The sequence below is a fragment of the Acinetobacter sp. ANC 4218 genome (genome assembly GCF_002135245.1).
Taxonomy (GTDB): domain Bacteria; phylum Pseudomonadota; class Gammaproteobacteria; order Pseudomonadales; family Moraxellaceae; genus Acinetobacter.
Window position 1 is genome coordinate 151,636 of record NZ_NEGD01000009.1, and the last position, 21,118, is coordinate 172,753.

At 43.9% G+C, this 21,118-nt stretch carries 21 protein-coding genes; 15 read left to right on the forward strand and 6 right to left on the reverse strand.

Annotated features, from left to right (window positions below; translation table 11 throughout):
• The first annotated feature begins 37 nt into the window (after positions 1–37).
• The 13 genes from B9T38_RS10495 to ahr all read left to right on the forward strand — a co-directional run bounded on the left by B9T38_RS10495 (position 38) and on the right by ahr (position 12,127).
• The gene (locus B9T38_RS10495; RefSeq protein WP_086196750.1) at positions 38–1,117 is read left to right on the forward strand and encodes a polysaccharide biosynthesis/export family protein; all 1,080 of its coding nucleotides are present in this window, start codon (positions 38–40) and stop codon (positions 1,115–1,117) included.
• Positions 1,117–1,545 (forward strand): low molecular weight protein-tyrosine-phosphatase, encoded by a 429-nt coding sequence (locus tag B9T38_RS10500; protein ID WP_086196751.1) that lies wholly within the window; start codon positions 1,117–1,119, stop codon positions 1,543–1,545. The genes B9T38_RS10495 and B9T38_RS10500 overlap by 1 nt, the downstream gene beginning before the upstream one ends.
• A gap of 18 nt (positions 1,546–1,563) precedes the next feature.
• Positions 1,564–3,762 (forward strand): polysaccharide biosynthesis tyrosine autokinase, encoded by a 2,199-nt coding sequence (locus B9T38_RS10505; RefSeq protein WP_086196752.1) that lies wholly within the window; start codon positions 1,564–1,566, stop codon positions 3,760–3,762.
• Between the two features lie 273 nt (positions 3,763–4,035).
• Entirely contained in the window at positions 4,036–4,740 is a 705-nt protein-coding gene (bamJ, locus tag B9T38_RS10510; protein WP_086196753.1) for a BamJ family beta-barrel-assembly machinery protein, read from the forward strand.
• Between the two features lie 50 nt (positions 4,741–4,790).
• Positions 4,791–5,492: a BamJ family beta-barrel-assembly machinery protein gene (gene bamJ, locus B9T38_RS10515; RefSeq protein WP_086196754.1), complete on the forward strand. Its 702-nt coding sequence runs from the start codon at positions 4,791–4,793 to the stop codon at positions 5,490–5,492.
• A gap of 363 nt (positions 5,493–5,855) precedes the next feature.
• Positions 5,856–6,596: a dienelactone hydrolase family protein gene (locus tag B9T38_RS10525; protein WP_086196756.1), complete on the forward strand. Its 741-nt coding sequence runs from the start codon at positions 5,856–5,858 to the stop codon at positions 6,594–6,596.
• A gap of 71 nt (positions 6,597–6,667) precedes the next feature.
• Positions 6,668–7,030 carry an HIT family protein gene (locus tag B9T38_RS10530; RefSeq protein WP_086196757.1) on the forward strand — a complete coding sequence of 121 codons (363 nt, stop codon included), beginning with the start codon at positions 6,668–6,670 and terminating at the stop codon, positions 7,028–7,030.
• Between the two features lie 162 nt (positions 7,031–7,192).
• The gene (locus tag B9T38_RS10535) at positions 7,193–8,488 is read left to right on the forward strand and encodes an RNA-guided endonuclease InsQ/TnpB family protein (RefSeq protein WP_086196758.1); all 1,296 of its coding nucleotides are present in this window, start codon (positions 7,193–7,195) and stop codon (positions 8,486–8,488) included.
• A 90-nt stretch (positions 8,489–8,578) separates the two neighbouring features.
• Positions 8,579–9,613, forward strand: coding sequence for an A/G-specific adenine glycosylase (gene mutY / locus B9T38_RS10540; RefSeq protein WP_086196759.1), 1,035 nt, complete (start codon positions 8,579–8,581; stop codon positions 9,611–9,613).
• Between the two features lie 61 nt (positions 9,614–9,674).
• A complete protein-coding gene (locus B9T38_RS10545; RefSeq protein WP_086196760.1) occupies positions 9,675–10,217 on the forward strand; it encodes a M23 family metallopeptidase in 543 nt (180 codons plus the stop codon).
• A gap of 16 nt (positions 10,218–10,233) precedes the next feature.
• Positions 10,234–10,479 (forward strand): hypothetical protein, encoded by a 246-nt coding sequence (locus tag B9T38_RS10550; RefSeq protein ID WP_086196761.1) that lies wholly within the window; start codon positions 10,234–10,236, stop codon positions 10,477–10,479.
• 21 nt (positions 10,480–10,500) lie between these two features.
• Positions 10,501–11,073: a DNA-3-methyladenine glycosylase I gene (locus B9T38_RS10555; RefSeq protein ID WP_086196762.1), complete on the forward strand. Its 573-nt coding sequence runs from the start codon at positions 10,501–10,503 to the stop codon at positions 11,071–11,073.
• Positions 11,074–11,104: 31 nt separating this feature from the next.
• On the forward strand, positions 11,105–12,127 hold the full coding sequence (ahr, locus tag B9T38_RS10560; RefSeq protein WP_086196763.1) for an NADPH-dependent aldehyde reductase Ahr: 1,023 nt from the start codon (positions 11,105–11,107) through the stop codon (positions 12,125–12,127).
• 87 nt (positions 12,128–12,214) lie between these two features.
• Here ahr and B9T38_RS10565 read toward each other — a convergent pair whose 3' ends face one another.
• Both B9T38_RS10565 and dapB read right to left on the reverse strand, forming a co-directional pair.
• On the reverse strand, positions 12,215–12,859 hold the full coding sequence (locus B9T38_RS10565; protein WP_086196764.1) for an START domain-containing protein: 645 nt from the start codon (positions 12,857–12,859) through the stop codon (positions 12,215–12,217).
• 58 nt (positions 12,860–12,917) lie between these two features.
• A complete protein-coding gene (gene dapB / locus B9T38_RS10570) occupies positions 12,918–13,739 on the reverse strand; it encodes a 4-hydroxy-tetrahydrodipicolinate reductase (protein ID WP_086196765.1) in 822 nt (273 codons plus the stop codon).
• A gap of 283 nt (positions 13,740–14,022) precedes the next feature.
• On the opposite strand from dapB, the gene B9T38_RS10575 reads away from it, so the two are divergent.
• Entirely contained in the window at positions 14,023–14,271 is a 249-nt protein-coding gene (locus B9T38_RS10575; RefSeq protein ID WP_086196766.1) for a hypothetical protein, read from the forward strand.
• Positions 14,272–14,333: 62 nt separating this feature from the next.
• Here the strand turns inward: B9T38_RS10575 and dnaJ are convergent, their stop codons facing one another.
• From dnaJ to B9T38_RS10595, 4 genes are all read right to left on the reverse strand, one after another.
• Positions 14,334–15,446, reverse strand: coding sequence for a molecular chaperone DnaJ (gene dnaJ, locus B9T38_RS10580; RefSeq protein ID WP_086196767.1), 1,113 nt, complete (start codon positions 15,444–15,446; stop codon positions 14,334–14,336).
• A gap of 107 nt (positions 15,447–15,553) precedes the next feature.
• On the reverse strand, positions 15,554–15,931 hold the full coding sequence (locus B9T38_RS10585) for a hypothetical protein (RefSeq protein WP_086176574.1): 378 nt from the start codon (positions 15,929–15,931) through the stop codon (positions 15,554–15,556).
• 133 nt (positions 15,932–16,064) lie between these two features.
• The gene (locus B9T38_RS10590) at positions 16,065–19,214 is read right to left on the reverse strand and encodes an efflux RND transporter permease subunit (protein WP_086196768.1); all 3,150 of its coding nucleotides are present in this window, start codon (positions 19,212–19,214) and stop codon (positions 16,065–16,067) included.
• Entirely contained in the window at positions 19,211–20,329 is a 1,119-nt protein-coding gene (locus B9T38_RS10595) for an efflux RND transporter periplasmic adaptor subunit (protein ID WP_086196769.1), read from the reverse strand. The genes B9T38_RS10590 and B9T38_RS10595 overlap by 4 nt, the downstream gene beginning before the upstream one ends.
• 146 nt (positions 20,330–20,475) lie before the next feature.
• Between B9T38_RS10595 and B9T38_RS10600 the strand changes: the two genes are divergently transcribed.
• Positions 20,476–21,099, forward strand: coding sequence for a TetR/AcrR family transcriptional regulator (locus B9T38_RS10600; RefSeq protein WP_086196778.1), 624 nt, complete (start codon positions 20,476–20,478; stop codon positions 21,097–21,099).
• The last annotated feature ends 19 nt before the right edge of the window (positions 21,100–21,118 follow it).

The following is a 21,118-nucleotide window of genomic DNA, read 5'->3' on the forward strand; positions in this document are numbered from 1 at the left end:
AACAGGATTTCGAGTGAGTTATTACCGTTATAGCGTTATGTTTGCACTGAGTTTAGGAATGACTGGTTGTGCTATTACATCAGGTCTTCAAACTTATGACTTACCAAGCGAAGGAGTTTATCAAACGGATTTGGGCACTCAAGTCAATGTAATCAAACTCACCCAAGAATCGTTGTTTGCCGTGCAGCCTGCTGAAATCAATATTCGTCAGGATTATGCCCATTTATTTAATACTTCCCATAAAAATTATAAATTGAGTCCTGGAGATATTCTTTCTATTTATCTTTGGGCCTATCCTGAAATTACCCCGCCTACAAGTTCAATAAGTAGTGAACAGTCTGCTCAGGCTAATGGTTATCAAATTGACCAAAGTGGTTATATTCAATTTCCCATGATTGGTCGTTATAAAGCAGCAGGAAAATCATTAACACAGGTTAATCAGGAATTACGCAACCAGCTGTCTCGTTATTTAAAAACACCGGATGTGATTGCTCGCATCTTGTCCTATCAAGGCCAGCGCTTTTCTGTACAAGGCAATGTGATGAAAGGTGGACAATTTGCGCTCAGTGATCAACCTATCAGTGTATATACCGCTTTGGGCATGGCAGGTGGAGTGAATTCCCAGCAAGGCGATAACACATCTATTACCCTGGTCAGACAAGGTCGCACCTATCAGCTCAATAGTATTGAACTGGAAAAAGCTGGACTGTCCTTACATAACCTGCTGATCCAACCCAATGACACTTTATATGTCAATTCACGTGAAAACCAAAAAATTTATGTGATGGGTGAATCGGGTAAAAACCAATCCCTGCCAATGCGTGATCAGGGCATGAGTTTAAGTGATGTTTTAGGTGAAAGTTTAGGTTTAAATCCGCTGTCTGCGAGCCGAAGTAAAATTTATGTCGTCCGTAGCGATGCTATGAATCCATTGACTGAAGTATATCAACTGGATTTAACCAGTATTGCCGATTTTGGTTTAGCCAACAAGTTCAAAATGCGCAGCAATGATATTGTCTATGTCGATGCTTCCGGCCTGGCGCGTTGGCAACGTGTCGTGAACCAAATTATTCCATTCTCGAATGCACTTTATAATTTGGATCGCCTGGGGCAATAATGCAAATTCAGAACATTCTTGTAGTTTGTGTAGGCAATATCTGTCGTAGCCCGATGGCTGAATATTTCTTAAAACAGCAGTATCCGCAACTGCATATTGAGTCTGCAGGTATTGCCGCTTTAGTCGGCCATAACGCAGACCCCAAAGCGACACTTTGTATGCAGCATCTAGGTATTGATATAAGTGCTCATATTGCAAAAAAACTGGATGCAAAGCGAATCAAGCAAGCAGACTTGGTTTTAGTGATGAGTCAAAATCAGCAAAAGCATATAGAGCAGACCTGGCCTTTTGCGAAAGGAAAAACTTTCCGCTTAGGGCATTGGCAAGGCAGAAACGTTCCTGACCCTTACCAGCATGAGCAATTGGTCTTTGATGAAACCTGTCAGTTAATACGGGATTGTATTAGCGACTGGACACAACATATTTAACTTTTTGATAGCAAAATTATGAGCCAAAATACCAATACTGAAGATACTATTGATTTAAAAGAACTCTTCTTTTCACTGATTGCGCAATGGAAACTGATAGCACTCTGCATCATTTTAAGTCTGGTTTCTGCACTGCTGTATTTAAAAACAACGCCGGATACCTATTCAGTGGATGCCCTGGTACAAGTAGAGGAAAGTAAGGGAACCTCTGCTGCTTTATTGGGTGATTTATCCAATATGATTGAGCAGAAGCAACCAGCTCAAGCTGAAATAGAACTTCTCAAGTCCCGTTTGGTACTGGGTTCTGTTATTAAAAACTTAAATCTCGATTTAAAAATTTCAGGCACAGAAAACAGTTTTTTTGATCGTTTATTACACCCCCATGATTATCAAACCCAATATCAAAACAAATCTGTTTTATTTAAGGATGATGCCCAGTCCTTTGAGGTTCGCAAGTTTGAAGTTCCACCTGACTATTTAGACAAAAATTTGCTGCTTAATTTTAATGACAATAAATTCACTCTAACAGATGCAGCAACCCAGCAAGTGGTTATTAGTGGTCCGATCAACCAGGAGAGCCAACACAGCTCAGCATCCGGAACCTGGAAAGTTGCCATTTACACTCAAGACCCGTTAAAAGACAGCTATAATATTCAAAAAATGTCTTTACCCGCAGCAATGGGTTCAATCACAAATAACTATTCTGTGGCCGAAAAAGGCAAACTGACCGGCATTTTGGGCCTAAATTATCAAGGTCAAGACAAAGAGCATATTACCAAAGTCCTTAACTCAATTCTGGTTGCCTATAGCCACCAAAATATTGAACGTCGCTCCGCTGAAACCGCACAAACGCTTAAATTTCTTGAAGAGCAGTTACCAGAATTAAAACAGCAGCTTGATGTGGCTGAACGCGAATTCAACAAATTCCGCCAACAGTATAATACTGTTGATGTGACCAAAGAATCTGAACTGTATTTAACCCAGAGCATTCAGCTTGAAACCTCCAAAGCTGAACTGGAGCAGAAACTGGCAGAAGCTTCTGCAAAATACACCAATGAACATCCGGTGATGGAGCAAATGAATGCTCAACTGGGCGCAATTAATAAGAAAATTGCCGAGCTGAATGGCACCTTAAAACAGTTGCCAGACTTGCAACGCCGCTATTTGCAACTTTACCGTGAGGTTGAAGTCAAACAGCAGCTTTATACCGCCCTGCTTAACTCATACCAGCAATTGCGCATTGCCAAAGCAGGTGAAATTGGCAATGTCCGTGTGGTTGATACAGCTGTATTGCCAATTGAACCAATTAAACCAAAGAAACTGCAAATTTTAATTTTGGCCATATTCCTGGGTGGTTTCCTGGGAACCTTACTGGCTTTATTACGCAATATGATGCGCTCAGGGATTAAAGATGCGGATCAAATTGAAAATGAACTGGATTTACCGGTCTATGCCACTGTTCCACGTTCACCGATTCAAGAAAGTCGGATTAAGCTTCTGAAAAAGAAAAAGCATATTCCTATTTTAGCCATTAAAAATAGCGATGATATTGCCATCGAAAGCTTACGTAGCATGCGTACTGCCATTCACTTTGCTTTAAGCAACGCCAAAAACAATATCATCATGATTGCTGGTCCTTCCCCTGAAGTGGGTAAATCTTTTATTTCAGCAAACTTAGCGACAATTTTGGCGCAAAGTAATAAGCGGGTATTAATTATTGATGGTGATATGCGTCGTGGTTATTTACATAAGTATTTCAACCATGACAACCAATCCGGTTTGGCTGAATATTTAAATAGTCAACAAACACTTGAAAGTATTGTTAAATCCACTGACGTTCCCCACCTGGATGTAATTACCCGTGGTAAAAGTCCGGTGAATCCTTCAGAGCTTTTAAGTTCGGCAAAATTCTCGGAACTTCTAGAACAAATTTCACCCCGTTATGATCACGTTATTATCGATACCCCACCTGTACTGGCAGTAACAGACGGTATTATCATTTCACAATATGCGGGTGTGAATTTAGTCATCGCACGATATGCAAAATCACAGATGAAAGAACTGGAATTAACTGTCAATCGTTTTGAACAAGTCAATGTTAAGGTCAATGGCTTTATTTTGAATGATATTCAACGTGGCTCGGGCGCTTATGGCTATGGCTATGGCTATGGCTATAACTATACTTATGGTTATAAAGCCTCAAAAGACAATGATTAAATCTTTTTCATCGATATCGTTTAAAGCGCTGTAGGCTGAAAGCCAGTGGGAAATCACTGGCTTTTGCTTTTGAGGCTTATTTTTTATGGAAATAAAAAACAGATATTTTATTGTATGAGAAATGTTTTCTATATTCAGCCTGTTATAGAATAGTTGGGTTGATAAGAATATATTGGATTTCTGTACACCACGATTCGCTCGAAACGTGCTGCATAGAAAAGTCTGCTAAAATTAATGCAACTTTTTTAATATAAAATGATTTTGGGAAAACCTATGAGTAAAGCCTTACCCATCGCTGTCGCTGTTCTTTTAGGCGGTGCTGCACTTGTACCTGTTTATTATGCAACTCAAAACCCGGCTACCGTGACATCAAAAGCATCAAAAAATGCCTCTGCTGTTGAAAAAATCAGTTATGCGCTCGGTTATGAAGTCGCACATCAAACCCCGCCTGAATTAGACATTAACAGTTTTGTTACAGGTGTACGTGAAGGGCATGCTCGTAATAAACCGGCTTATACAGAACAAGAACTTCAACAAGCCTATCAGCAGTTCCAAAAAGAGATGCAACAGAAACAGCTGGACCAAGCCAAAACAGCTCAATCATCAAGTGACAATTTCTTGGCTGAAAATGCGAAAAAACCAGGTGTGAAAACCACGGCTTCAGGCTTGCAGTACAAAATCACCAAAGAAGGTACAGGTAAACAGCCGACTGCTACTTCTGTGGTTACCGTTCATTACAAAGGCCAACTGGTCGATGGCAAGGTATTTGACAGCTCGATTGAACGTGGCCAACCGATTGAATTCCCGCTGAATCAGGTCATTCCCGGTTGGACTGAAGGCTTGCAACTGATGAAAGAAGGCGGTAAAGCCACCCTTTATATTCCTTCACAATTAGGCTACGGCGAACAAGGTGTTCCGGGCACAATTCCTGCCAATAGCACCCTGATTTTTGATGTTGAACTGATTAAAGTAAAATAAAAATTTTAAGGAGAGCTGTTGCTCTCCTTTCTTTATCTTGAGATAAGAAAATGAAAACATCTATAACACTACTTTGTTTATGCATGTGCACAACGGCAAGTTTTGCAAAAACGGTGACCAATAGCAGTAGTTTAAAAGAACAAGTTGGTTACAGCTTCGGTTACTTAATGGGACGCAGCAATACTGAATCATTTAAAGATTTAGACTTGGAGGCTTTCATCCTGGGTTTAAAGACAGCCACTCAAGGCGTTAAATCTGCCCTGACAGATGAAGAAATGGCTCGTGTTTTGAATCAGCATAAAAAGCTAAGTGAAGCAAAACAGCTGATTGAATTAAAACAAAAGGCCGAAACCAACGCCAAAATTGGGGCGGAATTTTTAGCAGCCAATGCCAAAAAAGAAGGTATTCAAAGCACCAAATCAGGTTTGCAGTATCAGATTTTAAAACAGGGCAACGGAAAATCGCCAAAGCCCTATTCCGTGGTTAAAGTCAATTATGAAGGCCGGCTCATTGATGGAACCGTGTTTGATAGCTCGATTGCCCGAAACCAGCCAGCGGAATTTCAGGTCAGCCAAGTGATTCAAGGCTGGGTGGAAGGCTTACAGCTGATGAACGAAGGGGCCAAATATCGCTTTTTCATTCCGGCACAACTTGGCTACGGTCAAATTGGCTCCGGCGATGTGATTGAACCGAATAGCACCTTGATTTTTGATGTCGAACTGCTTGAAGTATTGCCCAAATCCAGCAAGTAATCGGTCAGTCACTATCTCATTTCAAAATAGCGAGTGGGTCAATCTGAAACTCCCCCAACAGTTATGACTGCTCGCCATTTTTAGCATGGATGAGATACTCTGGCACATGTTGCGCTCCGTTCTGGAAGAGGTCATTATTCTGAAATCCTGCCGATCTATTTTCTCTTTTCCCAACACCTAAAAATAATATTAACTCCTTATTTATTAAATATTTAGATACATATTCTACTGAATTAAAAGCATGTTTCAATTTATGCATCTTAGTATGTCGTCAAAGTTGAACAATCTTGTACAATCATTAAAGAAATTCTTTTCTATACTTTTTAATTCAGACATTTTTTATTTATTACAAGGATTGAATCCATGGCTCTCGGCATTAAAACTCGCGAAATTCAGTACACTGCCCCAGATGGAACACATTTGATCGGATACTTTGCCGCACCTGAATCGGAAAAACCGCTCCCTGGCATTATTGTGGCACCAGAATGGTGGGGACGAAATGATTACACCGAACAACGTGCACGTGAACTTGCCGAACACGGCTACGCCGCTCTTGCCATTGATATGTACGGAGATAAAAAAGTCACCACAGCTGTTCCTCAAGCCAGCGAATGGATGATGCAAACCTTTGAAGATCCTGAAACAATTGTGACCCGTGCGTCTTCAGGTTTAGCCACATTAGCTGCACAAGAAGAAGTAAATGCAGATAAACTGGCAGCTATAGGCTTTTGTTATGGCGGCAAAGTGGTACTTGATCTAGCTCGTTCTGGTGCGGATTTAAAAGCTGTGGTGACTTTCCATGGTAACTTAACTCCGAAAACCCCTGCACAGCCCGGACAGGTAAAAGCTGAAATTTTAGTACTCCACGGAGAACTGGATAGTATGGTCAGCCTGGACGATGTCGCACGCTTTAAAGAAGAGATGCATGCTGCTCAAGTCGAGCATGAAGTGATTGTCTTCGAAGATGCTAAACATGGTTTTAGCAACCCGCTGGCAGACGAACGTGCCAAAGCCAATGGTATTGATCTGGGCTATAACGCAGCAGCCGAACAACAAGGTTTATCTGCCATGTATGAATTATTTAAAACACGACTTGGTGAATAACAATGAAGGTAAAGATCGTTTGGCTATTTTTACCGATCCACTGACATGGATAATTTAGAGAGGATATAACAATGACTACAAATAATTGTGCATATTGCAATTTTGATGAATATGACATCATTGATAAAAATGATTTCGGGGTCATTTTACCCGAACCAAATGCTTTATCCAAAGGTCATTCCGTGATTGTTCCTTTACGTCATGTCAGTTCTTTTTTTGATATCACGGACAAAGAACGCAAAAGCCTGATGTCTCTGCTTGAGCTTGCCCGTAATGAATTAAAGCTACGTTACCATCCTACAGGTTTTCATATTGGCTTTAATGATGGTGCGGTATTTGGCCAGGTTGATGAACATTTGCATATTCATGTTATTCCACGCTATGAAGGCCAAACCTTGAAACTTGACGAGCGCTGGGGCATGACCAGCAAATAAAATGGATCAAACTTTATCTGAATCGAGCGTAAGCCCCCCACCGACAGTCAGGTGGGGGATATAAGCGAGTGGCGAAAGCCAATTTAAAATTAATTTCAGTTGGTTTTTTAACAATTTTGGGTATAATTCGACCATATTAATTCTTTTTAAACAATGGTTTAAATGAAGATTTTACAACAATATAAATTCAGGCTATTGCCGAATGAAGAACAGGAAATATTGCTTAATCAAGCAATAGGTTCTGCTCGTTTTGTGTGGAATAAAATTCTAGCTGAATCATTTGAGTTGTTTTCTAAAGAAGAATACATACGTTACGAAGTGTTAGAAAAACACTTACTACCATTAAAGAAAAACCCTGATTTTGCTTTTCTCGGTGATACTTTCTCAGCTTCACTTCAACAAAAAATCCGTGATCTTGCTAAGGCATGGGCTAAATTCTTTGATCCCAAAGAACATACTCAACTAAAACAAAAAAAGCGTAAACCTAAAAAACCTAAATTCTTTAAACTGGCTGATGGTTCTGAAATCCAATTACGCCCATTGATGCCACGATTTAAGAAAAAATCGAGTGGTGATCAATCATTCAGAATCCCCTTTCAGGGTTGTAAGATCGACAACAACAGAGTTTCACTACCTAAGAAAATCGGATGGATTAAGTTTAAAAAATCTCAAGAAATTCTAGGGACAATCACAAGCATTACCATCAAGAAGCTATGTGGTCACTGGTATATTTCATTCTGTACCAACCGCACGGTTGAAAAGCCAGTTCACCCATCCAAAACCGCAATCGGCGTGGATTTAGGTATCAAGAAGCTGATAACAACCTCTGAGGGTGAAGTGATTTCACCTAAAAACAGCTTTAAACAAAATCAGATTAAAATTGCCAAGCTACAAAGAAAACTGGCCAAGAAAGTGAAATTCAGTGAGAACTGGAAAAAGTTGAATCACAAGATTCAAAAGTTACATCACCATATTGCCAATATTCGGCATGACTACTTGCACAAAGTCACCACAACGTTCAGCAAAAACCACGCAATGATTGTAGTTGAGGACTTGGAAGTAGCCAATATGTCGAGGTCAGCAAGTGGCACACAAGAGCAGAAAGGCAAAAACGTGAAAGCCAAGTCAGGCTTGAACAAGGCCATTCTAGATCAAGGATGGTCGATGCTTGTTAATATGCTTGAGTATAAACAACAATGGAGCGGTGGATTGCTTGTTAAGGTAAACGCACAGTACACCAGTCAAACCTGTTCTCAGTGTGGTCATGTAGCGAAAGAAAACCGACAGACCCAAGAGAAATTTGAGTGTGTCGAATGCGGTTTTGTTGCGAATGCAGACTTTAATGCTGCATGTAACATTTTAGCGGTGGGACACACCGTTTTGTCTGTGGAGGGAGGATGTGGTAAAGGTCGCCCTGCGATACAGAAAACAAGCGAAATCCGTAAGGAAGTCGCCTAGGAGCTTATGCTTTTAGAATCCTCCACTTGAGCTATGCGAAAGTGGTGGGAGTATGTCAAACTATTCATCTATTCTCACGCTACGGTTCACATGTCACAGTTTTCTTTTGCCGATGCCCTGCTTTCATGGTTTGACGTTCATGGCCGCCATGATTTGCCTTGGCAAGTCGCGGACGATCCCTACAAGGTCTGGGTCTCAGAAATCATGTTGCAGCAAACCCAAGTTAAAACTGTGCTGCAATATTTTGAACGTTTCATCGAACGCTTTCCGACGGTAGCAGATTTGGGACAGGCCAGTTGGGATGATGTAGCCCCTTATTGGGCGGGTCTGGGTTATTATGCCCGCGCTCGAAATTTGCATAAAGCTGCGGGAATGGTAGCTCGTCAAGGTCATTTTCCAACTACATTAGAACAATGGATTGAGCTTCCCGGAATTGGCCCATCCACTGCCGGGGCACTGATGTCCCTCGGTTTGCGTCAGTACGGTGTGATTATGGATGGCAATGTCAAACGGGTATTGGCACGTTTCTTTGCCATTGAAGATGACCTGTCCAAACCTGTGCATGAACGTGCCATGTGGCAACTGGCAGAACAGTTGTGTCCTATTGAACGCAATCATGACTATACTCAGGCGATTATGGATCTCGGGGCAACCATCTGTACGCCGAAAAAACCCTTGTGTTTATATTGCCCGATGCAGCAGCATTGTAAAGCCCATCAACAGGGACTGGAAACTGAGCTGCCGTTTAAAAAAGCCAAAAAGCCTGTTCCGGTAAAATCAGCGCAAGTTTTGCTGATTCAGTCTCAACAGCAATGGTTATGGCAACAACGCCCGAATAGCGGGCTATGGGGCGGTTTATGGTGCTTGCCGATTCTCGAAGATGCTGCCGAATTTAAACGACTGTGCCAATCTTTAGGTTTAAAAAAAGTGATTCAACGTGGGCAAATCACGCATAGTTTTACTCATTTTACCTGGCAACTGGAAGCCTTGTGTTTTGACGTCGATACTGACCAGCAAGAACATCTGGCCATTGAACTGAATGGCACCTGGTTAACACCACAAAAGGCAACCGCCATGGGTCTGCCTACTGCAATGAAAAAATTGATCTCTGCAGTAAATTTATGAGATAGTCAGGTACTGTAGTTCAAATAATTTCATATACATTAGAATGAAAAAAGGATGAACAGTGCTACGTTTTATTTCAGCCTTATTCTTGGGTTTTAGCATTTTGTGGATTGCGGCATGTACCTCGACACCGCAAAAACCGTCCTCTACCCCGCTTCCCCCGGCTCAGATGCAAAAGCTGAAAAGTATGCAGCTGAAATCATCATTGCCTATACCAGTCAAAAATATCCAAGCCAGACAATTAAAAGATACTTGGGGAGCTTCGCGTAGTCATGGTCGTACTCATGAAGGCATTGATATCATGGCTCCACGTGGAACAAAAGTGTTGAGTGCCACAGAAGGACTCATTGCCGACTTACGCAATAACAATTTGGGTGGTAAAGTGGTTTGGATTCTGGGTCCTGGTGGAAGCTGGCATTACTATGCCCATCTTGATGATCATAAACGCGGCTTAAATGTCGGTGATTATGTCAAAAAAGGTGATCTGATTGGTTATGTCGGCAATACCGGCAATGCCCGTCATACGGCACCGCATTTACACTACGGTATTTACCTCGAAGGTAAGGGTCGTGGCGTGGTGAATCCCTATCCTTATTTACGTTAATTTTTAGGAACTATTCATGTCAGAAGCGTTGATCAATCGTTTGGTCGAATTTGCTGAATCAGGCAATCAACAGAAAATTGTGTTGGCGGGACAAACCCACCAGGGCTGGGTGATGGAAATTACCGAAGAAGCGCTTTTGATCAGCACCGGTTTTGCAGAAAAAACGGGTAAAGATATGTGGATTCAATTCACCGATTTACCGCAAGCCGAACTGTATTACTGGGATAACCAGCAAGATCAATGGACTGAATTCAAGCTTTAAACCTGGTCAGGAGCATCAAAAATGTCGATTCAACGCTGTGCTTGGTGCTCGAATGATCCACTGTATATGACTTACCATGATCATGAGTGGGGCAAAGCCAGTCATGATGAGGCGCATTTATTTGAAATGCTGTGCCTGGAAGGACAGCAGGCCGGTCTGTCCTGGATTACCGTACTGAAAAAACGTGACTGCTATCGGCAACATTTCTTTCAATACCCAATTGCCAAGATCGCCCAGTTCAGTGATGCAGAACTGGAAAATAAACTCCAAGATGCCGGCTTGATCCGGCACATCGGCAAGCTCAAGGCCATCCGTGACAATGCCATGGCCTGGCAGCAGTTAACACAAGAATTAAAACCACAACAAATGAATGTCAGCGACTGGTTATGGAGCTTTGTTGAACATCAGATCCTACACAATGATGTGCCGGATTATCGTCAGGCACCGGCCCAAACCGACATCAGCCTTGCACTATCCAAAGCCTTAAAAAAGAAAGGCTTTAAATTTGTTGGACCCACTACCTGCTATGCTTTTATGCAGGCTGTGGGTATGGTCGAAGACCATGAAAACCATTGCACTTTTAAATCAACTTAACACGTGACTATAACCATAAAAGGATTCTGCCATGAGTGACAATATCATCCATGCCTATGCAGCGATGCAGGCAGGTGCAGCACTTGAACCCTATCAGTTTGATGCAGGAGAACTACAGCCCCATCAAGTTGAAGTTAAAGTTGAATACTGCGGTTTATGCCATTCCGATATTTCAGTGATTAATAATGACTGGAAATCTTCGGTTTATCCTGTGGTGGCCGGGCATGAAATTATTGGCACTATTACCCAGCTGGGTTCAGAAGCCAAAGGTCTGAAAGTGGGACAACGCGTAGGCATCGGCTGGACTGCTGAAAGCTGCCAGCATTGTGATCCTTGTGTATCAGGTCAGCAAGTCCTATGTAGCGGTGAGAAAAAAGCGACCATTGTGGGTCATGCTGGTGGATTTGCCGATAAAGTCCGTGCCGGCTGGCAATGGGTGATTCCCCTGCCCGAAGATCTGGATCCGGAAAGTGCCGGTCCGTTACTTTGTGGTGGGATTACCGTGTTTGATCCGATTTTAAAACACCAGATTCAGGCCATTCATCATGTGGGTGTGATTGGTATTGGTGGCCTGGGTCATATGGCAATCAAACTGCTGAAAGCCTGGGGCTGTGAAATTACCGCATTCACGTCTAACTTAGATAAGACCGAAGAACTGAAAGCCATGGGTGCAGACCATGTGGTGAATAGCCGTGATACAGTCGCATTAAAAGCTCAACGCGGCAAGTTTGATTTATTGCTAAGCACCGTCAATGTCACTCTGGACTGGGCTGCCTATTTAACCACTCTGGCTCCAAACGGTACGGTACATATGCTGGGTCTGGTACTTGAACCGATGCAGATCTCTGCCGGCATGCTGATTGGCGGTGCAAAATCGATTACCGGTTCACCTACCGGCTCGCCTGCTGCACTGCGTCAGTTACTGAAATTTGCTGCGCGGAAAAATATTGCGCCACAAATTGAAGTTTTTCCAATGTCACAGCTCAATCAAGCGATCGAACGTCTACATTCGGGTCAGGCCCGTTACCGGATTGTGTTAAAAGCTGATTTCTAATTTTTCTTTGATTCTGCTGAATTCAAATTTCATCAGATACGATGAGGAAAAATTCCGCATAATGCGGAATTTTTTTTGTTTTGTTAATTAGCGTAAGGCTTCAGGCAACAGCGGAATACTTGAGGGTTTGGCAAGTTCTGTCTTCATCTTTTGCAGCATCTGATAAGGTTGCTGCTGTACAAACATATTCACAAAAGTTAAAGGAATGGAACCTTCAGGATTGGCATAACCATAAGTTGAAACCTTGACTTTATTATTGGCTAATTTCTGAAAGGTCCAATCGCCTTCATAATGGGTTAAACGGATATAATCCGGATTTTTGGCATAAGCTTTATCAACCGCTTTATTCTTGATCGTGATGATGCCTTGAGCATCTTTTATCATTTTGCCTTGCACCACCAAATCACGGTCTTTTAGCGGAAAAGGAAAATCCAGCACCATATACAATAAAAATTCGCCTTTTTTATCATCGCGCGAAAGGACTTTGATACTCCCCATATACGGTACCCATTTCACCGCATGGTCGACATCCAGAATCAGACCAACGGCCTTTTCAAAAGGCGTATCGTAGGTGGTTTCAGCTTTATATAAAAATACCGGGTTTTGACTGTTTTGATAGGTCCAGACCTTAATATTATTTTTGTGAATACTGAGCTTGGCATTATCGACAGGTTTAGCCTGTGCAGCAGCCAAACAGGCTACGGCACAAGCCATCAAGATCACTTTTTTCATTCCGTTGAGCTTCTTATTTTAATTTTGTTGTATTGTTATAAATGATTTTGACGATTTTTTATACCTGAATATCGTTAAAACCCAGTACGTCTTTCATATCATATTTGCATGCTTCGCGACCCACGACCCATGCTGCGGCACGAACGGCCCCTGCGGCAAAGTTCATACGGTTGGTGGCTTTATGGGTAATTTCCACACGTTCGCCTTCACCAATAAACATCACTGTGTGTTCACCGACGATGTCGCCACCACGAATCGTTTCAAAACCAATGGTTTGACGATCACGTGGGCCAGTATGACCTTCACGACCGTAAACAGCCACTTCTTTCAAGTTACGCCCCAAAGTGTCGGCAATCGCCTCACCCATCATCAGTGCTGTACCTGACGGTGCATCGACCTTATGACGGTGATGCGCTTCAATCACTTCAATATCGACGGTATCACCAAACACTTTAGACGCCAGCTCTAACAGTTTGATCGAAACGTTCACGCCAACCGAATAGTTGGCAGCATAAACCACAGGGGTTTGCGTTGCGCTGTCATCCAGATACGCTTTTTGTTCATCATTCATGCCTGTGGTACCAATCACAATCGCTACACCTGCTTCACGGCACAATTTTAAATGCTGAGCAGTTGCAACTGGTGCAGTAAAATCAATCACCACGTCACAGTCTTGCAAAACTTCTTGCAGACTACCTACCACTTTTACACCCACAGCACCAATACCGGCAAGCTCACCTGCATCTGCACCAATCAGGCTGCTTTCAGGGCGTTCAACTGCTGCTGCAAGCTGGTAACCTGCTTCTTTAACGGCCTGAATAAGGATGCGTCCCATACGACCGCCTGCACCCAATACACCAATGCGTGGAGCTGCTGACATAACATATTCCCAATGTTGATTTTAAATTGTTCTTACTATATCAAAACTATGTACCGAGACTAAGTTTCAGCCTGAAATTTTTTATTTAAAAAGAAACCGGTCATGACGAATGTTTATGCCAAAGCACGATGACGATGTAATGGCTCAACCCCGACCGGTTGCTATATTGAAAGTTCAGCATTAAAAATAAATGATTTTGCTGCTGATTTTCATCTCCCTGTAAACATCACTGCGCAGACTACGCAACACGAGTGATCAAAAGATGAATTATAAGGAAATCAACATGCATTCGAAAAAAATCACGTTAACTGTTTTTATGGCAACCATCGTCAACACAGCGTGGGCAGAACCGGCAATCCAAGCGGGAGATACTTTGGAAAGCTTATCGCAAGTCAAAATAAATATTCGTACCCATAGCGCTACACCGGCTCAAGCTGAAACTAATCCGGCAGCGACCAAGCAAGAACCGGCTGGCGAAGCAGCAACGCAATGGGTAGATGTCGAAGCTATTGACAAACCAATCATCGAATAAGCGCTTATAAAAAAGGGGGGAATATTGAATATTCCCCCCTTTTTTTCAAACTATGTCTGAAATTAATCAAACAGACCGAAGAACGATTTCTTCTTAGGCGATGATTTATTGTCATCACCATCCATCGTTTCTTGCAATTCTTTCAACAACTCACGTTGACGAGCAGTCAAATTCACCGGAGTTTCGACCACTACGCGGCAAAGCAAGTCACCCTGCATGCTGGTACGTACCGGTTTAACCCCTTTACCACGCAAGCGGAACAGTTTGCCAGTTTGAGTGCCCTCAGGAATTTTCAGGCTGACACGGCCATCTAGGGTTGGAATCTGGATTTCTTTACCCAATGCAGCATCGGCAATAGATACCGGCACATCCATATACAGATCGGCACCATCACGCTGGAAGATGTCATGCTCGCGCACCACCACTTCTACGTATAGATCACCGGATTGACCATCACGGATTGCTTCGCCCTTACCGCTTAAACGTACGCGGTCGCCATTGTCCACACCAGCAGGAATGGTCACTTCAAGGGTTTGCTGACGGTCTTTTACACCAGAACCATGACAGGTGTTACATGGGTTCTTGATGATTTTACCCTGACCGCGACAGGTGCTACAGGTTTGCTGAACAGAGAAGAAACCTTGCTGCATACGCACTTGACCTGCACCATGACAGGTTTTACAGGTTTCAACATCGTTCGGATTTTTAGAGCCTTTACCATCACAGGTTTCACACGGTGCCGGCGCAGTAAATGTAATGGTTTTTTTCACGCCTTTGACCGCTTCTTCAAGGGTCAATTCCATCACGTAGCGCAGGTCTGATCCGCGACGTGCACGTTGCTGGCCACGGCCACCACCGCCACCAAATGCGCCACCAAAGATGTCGCCAAACTGACTAAAGATGTCTTCAGCGCTGAAACCACCACTGAAGCCACCACCGCCCATGCCGCCTTCAAAGGCATTGTGCCCCATACGGTCATACATGCTGCGTTTTTCACTGTCGGATAAAATTTCATAAGCTTCGGCAGCTTCTTTAAATTTTTCTTCAGCTTCAGGGTTGTCCGGGTTACGGTCTGGATGATATTTCATCGCCAACTTACGGTAGGCTTTTTTAATTTCATCATCACTAGCGGTTTTAGCGACGCCCAAAACCTCATAATAATCACGTTTAGCCATGTCTGGCGATGCTCCTCACGGAATTTTATTTAATACTTAACTGTGGTGTGAAATTGGGGACGGAAACAAATTTTACAAGGGAAAGAGGGGAAAAAAGTTTACTCGGATTAGAAAACGGCTTTATTTTTGAAAAACCGGGAGATTCCTTTCAGCCAGGCATTCAACAAGAATAAGAAGGCAATCATGGCGAAAACCACGCCTGCAACGGTACAACCTTTTACCCAAACTGCACTATCCCAATAAAAGAAAATCAGCGGAATAAACCAGAGTGCTGCAAAACATACCAAAATCATATAAATCACAATATTACGCATGATCCAGAGGGCTTGGGCTTCAAGCCAGACCTCCACTTCATCCACTTGTGTAACTTTACGCGCAAACCAATAAGCAAATATGCCACTAATCACAGTAAATAACGCGAAAAACATCAAGACATAGGAAATCGCAACGGAACGGCGAAGTCGGCTTAAGTTGTCTTGCTTCATGTGCGTTTCAACCCCATTTACCGCATGTTTAGAGTTTTAATATGCAGTAAATTGCTTGATAAAAATGTATACAAATATTAGGTGCTACTATATTGAAGTTTTCAACGTTTCGCACCTGATTATTGTCAAAAAATTACTCCGTTTGGCTATTTTTTTTCACTTTAAACCATTGTGCATACAATGCCGGTAAAAAGAACAGCGTCAATAGGGTCGCCACAATCAAGCCTCCCATAATCGCCACCGCCATCGGACCAAAGAAAATACTGCGGGAGAGTGGAATCATCGCCAATACTGCGGCCAGAGCAGTCAGCACAATCGGGCGGCAACGACGTACGGTTGCATCGATAATGGCATTCCAGGGATCATGTCCAGCCTGAATGTCCTGTTCAATCTGGTCAATCAGGATGAGAGAATTGCGCATGATCATGCCTGACAGGGCAATGGTTCCCAGCATTGCCACAAAACCAAAGGGTTTATTCAGCAATAACAGAAACAATACTACTCCAATCAGGCCTAAAGGTGCCGTCAAAAAGACGATAAATGCACGAGACATACTCTTGAGCTGAATCATCAGCAAGGTCATCACCACCGCCAGAAAAAACGGCATACCAGCATTGACCGAGTTTTGTCCACGAGCCGACTCTTCGACCGTACCGCCCACTTCAACCAGATAACCGCTTGGCAATTCGGCCCGCAGCTGATCCATTTTATCAGCAAGTTGCCCGACCACGGTTGCAGGCTGCAACTTGGTCCGAATATCGGCACGTACGGTAATGGTCGGCAAACGGTTACGATGCCAGATCAGGCCATCTTCAAACTTATATTCAATTTTGGCAATTTGTGCCAAAGGTACTGAACCACCATTGACAGTCGGTACAGCCAGACTGGACAAAGATTCCACATTGATGCGTTCGTTCTGGTCTCCACGCAAACGGATTTCAATCAGTTCACGTTTTTCACGATACTGGTTAATCACAGCACCACTGATGGAACTGTTCAGGAATTGTGACAAATCTAAAGTTGATACTCCCATTTGACGGGCGCGATCCTGATCAATATTCAGCTGAATGACCTTACTCGGTTCGCCCCAGTCCAGATGAACATTAGTGGTGTTCGGATTCTCTGCAATGACGGCGGAAACCTTATGTGCCCATTGACGCACCAGATTCAGGTCTTCACCGGAAACGCGATACTGCAATGGATAACCGACAGGCGGACCATTTTCCAACAGCGAGACCCGGGTACGCACATCCGGCAGCAATTTACGGATTTCATGATCTAAAGATTTGCGGATTTCATCGCGGTCATCTAAGGACGAAGCCAAAACCACAAACTGGGCAAAACTGGCCTGTGGCAATTGCTGGTCCAGTGGCAAGTAGAAACGGGTGGAACCCGTGCCGACATAGGCCACATAATTGTCGATACCTTGTTTGGTCGACAGGAATTTTTCCACTTTTTTTACCGCATTTTCTGTGGCCGTGAGCGATGCCCCTTCTTCCAGTTTTAAATCGACCAGAATTTCAGCCCGGTTAGACGGCGGGAAGAACTGCTGTGGCACCAGTTTAAACATCAGCACCGACAGCACAAAAATGCCGACCGTGGTGGCAATCACGGTTTTACGGTAGCTAATACACTGACTCACCCAACCTCTAAATTTTTGATAAAACCGGGTTTGGTATGGATAATGATGCTCACCGGCATGATGTAGCACAGCTTGCGGTTCGGGTTGCCTGCGTAAGCGCGCCCATAAGCGCTGATACCATGGCGCTTTTTGCAGCAGGTCTTGATTAAAATCGGGCAGCAGCTTATCGCCCAGATACGGTACAAAAAGGACTGCCGCAAACCATGACACCACCAAGGCAATGGTCACCACCTGGAAAATGGAACGGGTATATTCACCGGTACTGGATGCAGCAGTAGCAATCGGTAAAAAGCCGGCTGCGGTAATCAGAGTGCCAGTCAGCATGGGAAAAGCCGTGGTTTTCCAGGCAAAACCTGCCGCCTCCAGCCGGCTATAGCCCTGCTCCATTTTTACGGCCATCATTTCAATGGCAATAATGGCGTCATCCACCAATAAACCGAGCGCCAGAATTAAAGCGCCCAGTGAAATTTTATGCAGTCCGACATCGAATAGATTCATGCCGGCAAAGGTCATGGCCAGCACCAGTGGAATGGAAAATGCCACCACCAGACCGGTACGAAAACCCAGGGAAAAGAAACTGACCAACAGGACAATAATCACCGCTTCTGCCAGCACTTTCATGAATTCATTCACGCTGCGTTTCACCGCAACCGGTTGGTCGGAAACTTTTTTTAGCTGCATGCCCAAGGGCAAAGATTTTTGCAAATGGGCAAATTCAGCCTCTAAATTTTTACCCAAAGCCAGAATGTCGCCACCTTTGCGCATGGATACGGCAATCCCAATGCCATTTTCGCCCATAAAACGCATGCGTGGCTGGGCCGGCTCGCTAAAGCCACGATAAATGTCCGCAACATCACCCAGCTGAATGGTTTTTCCTGCCACCAACAGGGGCATTTGTTTAAGTTCATCAATACTTTTTAATTGACCGCTGACCCGCATCTGAATGCGGTCGGTGCCAGTTTCAAAAAAGCCGGCACTGGCCACGGTATTTTGTTGTTGCAGGGCTTGCTGAATAGTTGTGACCGGAATGCCGAGCTGTACCGCTTTGGTATTGGACAGTTCAATCCAGATTTTCTGGTCTTGCAGGCCTACCAGATTGACCTTGCCGACATCCTTGACCCGTTGCAGTTGCAGTTGCAGACGGTCGGCATATTCCTTCAATATGGCATAGTCATAATCTTTGCCGGTCAGGACATAGATATTTCCAAAGGTATCGCCAAATTCATCATTAAAAAACGGCCCCTGCACCCCACTCGGCAATTGATGCTGGATATCGCCCACTTTTTTGCGCACCTGATACCAGACATCGGGAATCTGGTTTGAGCGCAGCGAATCTTTGGCGACAAACGTCACCAGTGATTCACCGGGACGCGAATAGGCCATGATGCGTTCGTAATTACCGGTACTCATCAACTCCTTTTCGATGCGGTCAGTGACCTGCAACGACACTTCCTGTGCGGTTGCACCCGGCCAGTAGGTCTGGATGACCATCACCTTAAAGGTAAATGGGGGATCTTCACTTTGGGCCAGTTTGGAATAGGAAACAATGCCGACAATGCCGAGCAGCAGCATGAAATAAAGAATCAAGCCTTTATTTTTCAGGGCCCATTCCGACAGGTTAAAGTTCGAGCCTAAATTCATGATACAGCTCCTGGCTGAATTTTCACGGCACGATTTTCTCGGTCAATCGGCTGGATTTTCTGTTTTTCACGCAATAAATGCACCCCGCCAATCACCACATAATCTTGCGGATTCAGACCGGACAATACCGGCACACTGTCACGACCATAGGCTCCCAGGTTCACAGCCACCTTATGAATGGTCTGGTCCGGTTTCACCACCCAGACATAGGCCTGCTGACCATTGGCCGAGACACTGGACAAAGGCACGCTAAGTACATTGTTTTGGATATTGTTAAAAAATACCCGTGCACTCTGGCCCAGCTGAATGGCAGCATTACTTCCACGCAAAGCGACTTTGACACTAAAGGTTCGGGACTGATCGGCTGCCGGAGAAATTTCACGCACATAGCCGGCAAATTTATCTTCAGGTTCGGACCATAAAGTAACCCATGCTGTCTGACCGACTTTAATCTCTGAAATGGCCTGTTCCGGTACCCCGATCACCACCTCACGATCACCGGCAATCGCCACCTGATAAGCAGCCTGTCCCGCAGCGACCACCTGCCCCACTTCAATGTTACGCGCAGTAATCACGCCATTTTTATTGGCAATCAGCTGGTTATAACCGGTTTGGTTACTCGTAACCTGATAATTGGACTGCGCCTGTTTCAGCGCGGACATCGCTGACTTATACTGATTATCCACCGCATCATATTGCGAATGGCTGACCGCATTCATCGGCAGCAATTGCTTAAAGCGCTGCCGTTCATCTGCGGCAATTTTTGCGGCCGATTGGGCACTTTCCAGTTGAGCTTTTGCTGCATTGAGCTGCAGCTGGGCATCTTTCACATCGAGTTTTGCCAGTACCTGCCCCACTTTGACCTGATCGCCCACATCGACATAACGTTCGATAATCTGTCCGCCCACCCGGAAGGCCAAAGCCGTTTGCTGGCGTGCCTGCACATCTCCGGCATAGCTTTTCTGCTCATTATGGGTATTGTTCGGCTGAGTCACCATCACAAACGGAACCTGTTCTGTTTCGGTTGCCTCCGTGCTGCAGCCCAATAAAGTCACACTGCAAATAATCATCATGCTGACCAGGGCGGTTTTTACTGCAATTTTTACTATGCTCATGAGGTTGGCTCTTATCTCAAAATGTTTTTTAAGGCAAAATAAGCATTATCTTAAACTGATCGTTTTTTAATTAATATACTTATCGGTACATTAATTGGGAATCGAGGGTCAAATCAATGACCTTTTTCATTTTTTTGGAAAAAATTGTGCAAATAAATGTGGGTCGCCCCAAAGACTTAGAAAAACGTCAGCGCATTTTAACTGCAGCAAAAAGCTTATTTTTAAGGTGTGGCTACCATGGTTCCAGCATGAACCAGATTGCCCAGGAAGCGGGTGTCACCAAACTGACCGTCTACAATCACTTTCAGGATAAAGCCAATTTATTTGTCTGTGCCATTGTTGCCACATGCGAAGAATTACTCAGTGCTCGCCCCTTAAACCTGCAAGCCGACAGTAATTTTTATCAAGAATTTGTGCATGCCTGTGAGCTGGCCCTCAATATCACCAATTTGCCAGAGGCCATCAAGCTGGAACGCTTATTGGTGGAACTGGCGGCGGAACAAAATCCACTGGCACAGACGTTTTATAATGCATGCCATCTGCGTATGAATGCACTGTGGGAAAATTTTTTTCAGCAGGCTATCGAATTGGGCTTTATTCAGCCAGAAGCATTAAAAAACCTGACCTTACTGATCCTTTCTTTACTGTTGGGTCTGCGCCATCATGAAGTGCTGCTTGGGGTGCGGGAAGTACCCACTGCTGAAGAGAAACAGCAGATTATCTTGAACAGTATTGAAATCTTTATGCTGAAATATCAGAAAAAACCTTAAAATCTGTAATTCCATTTTC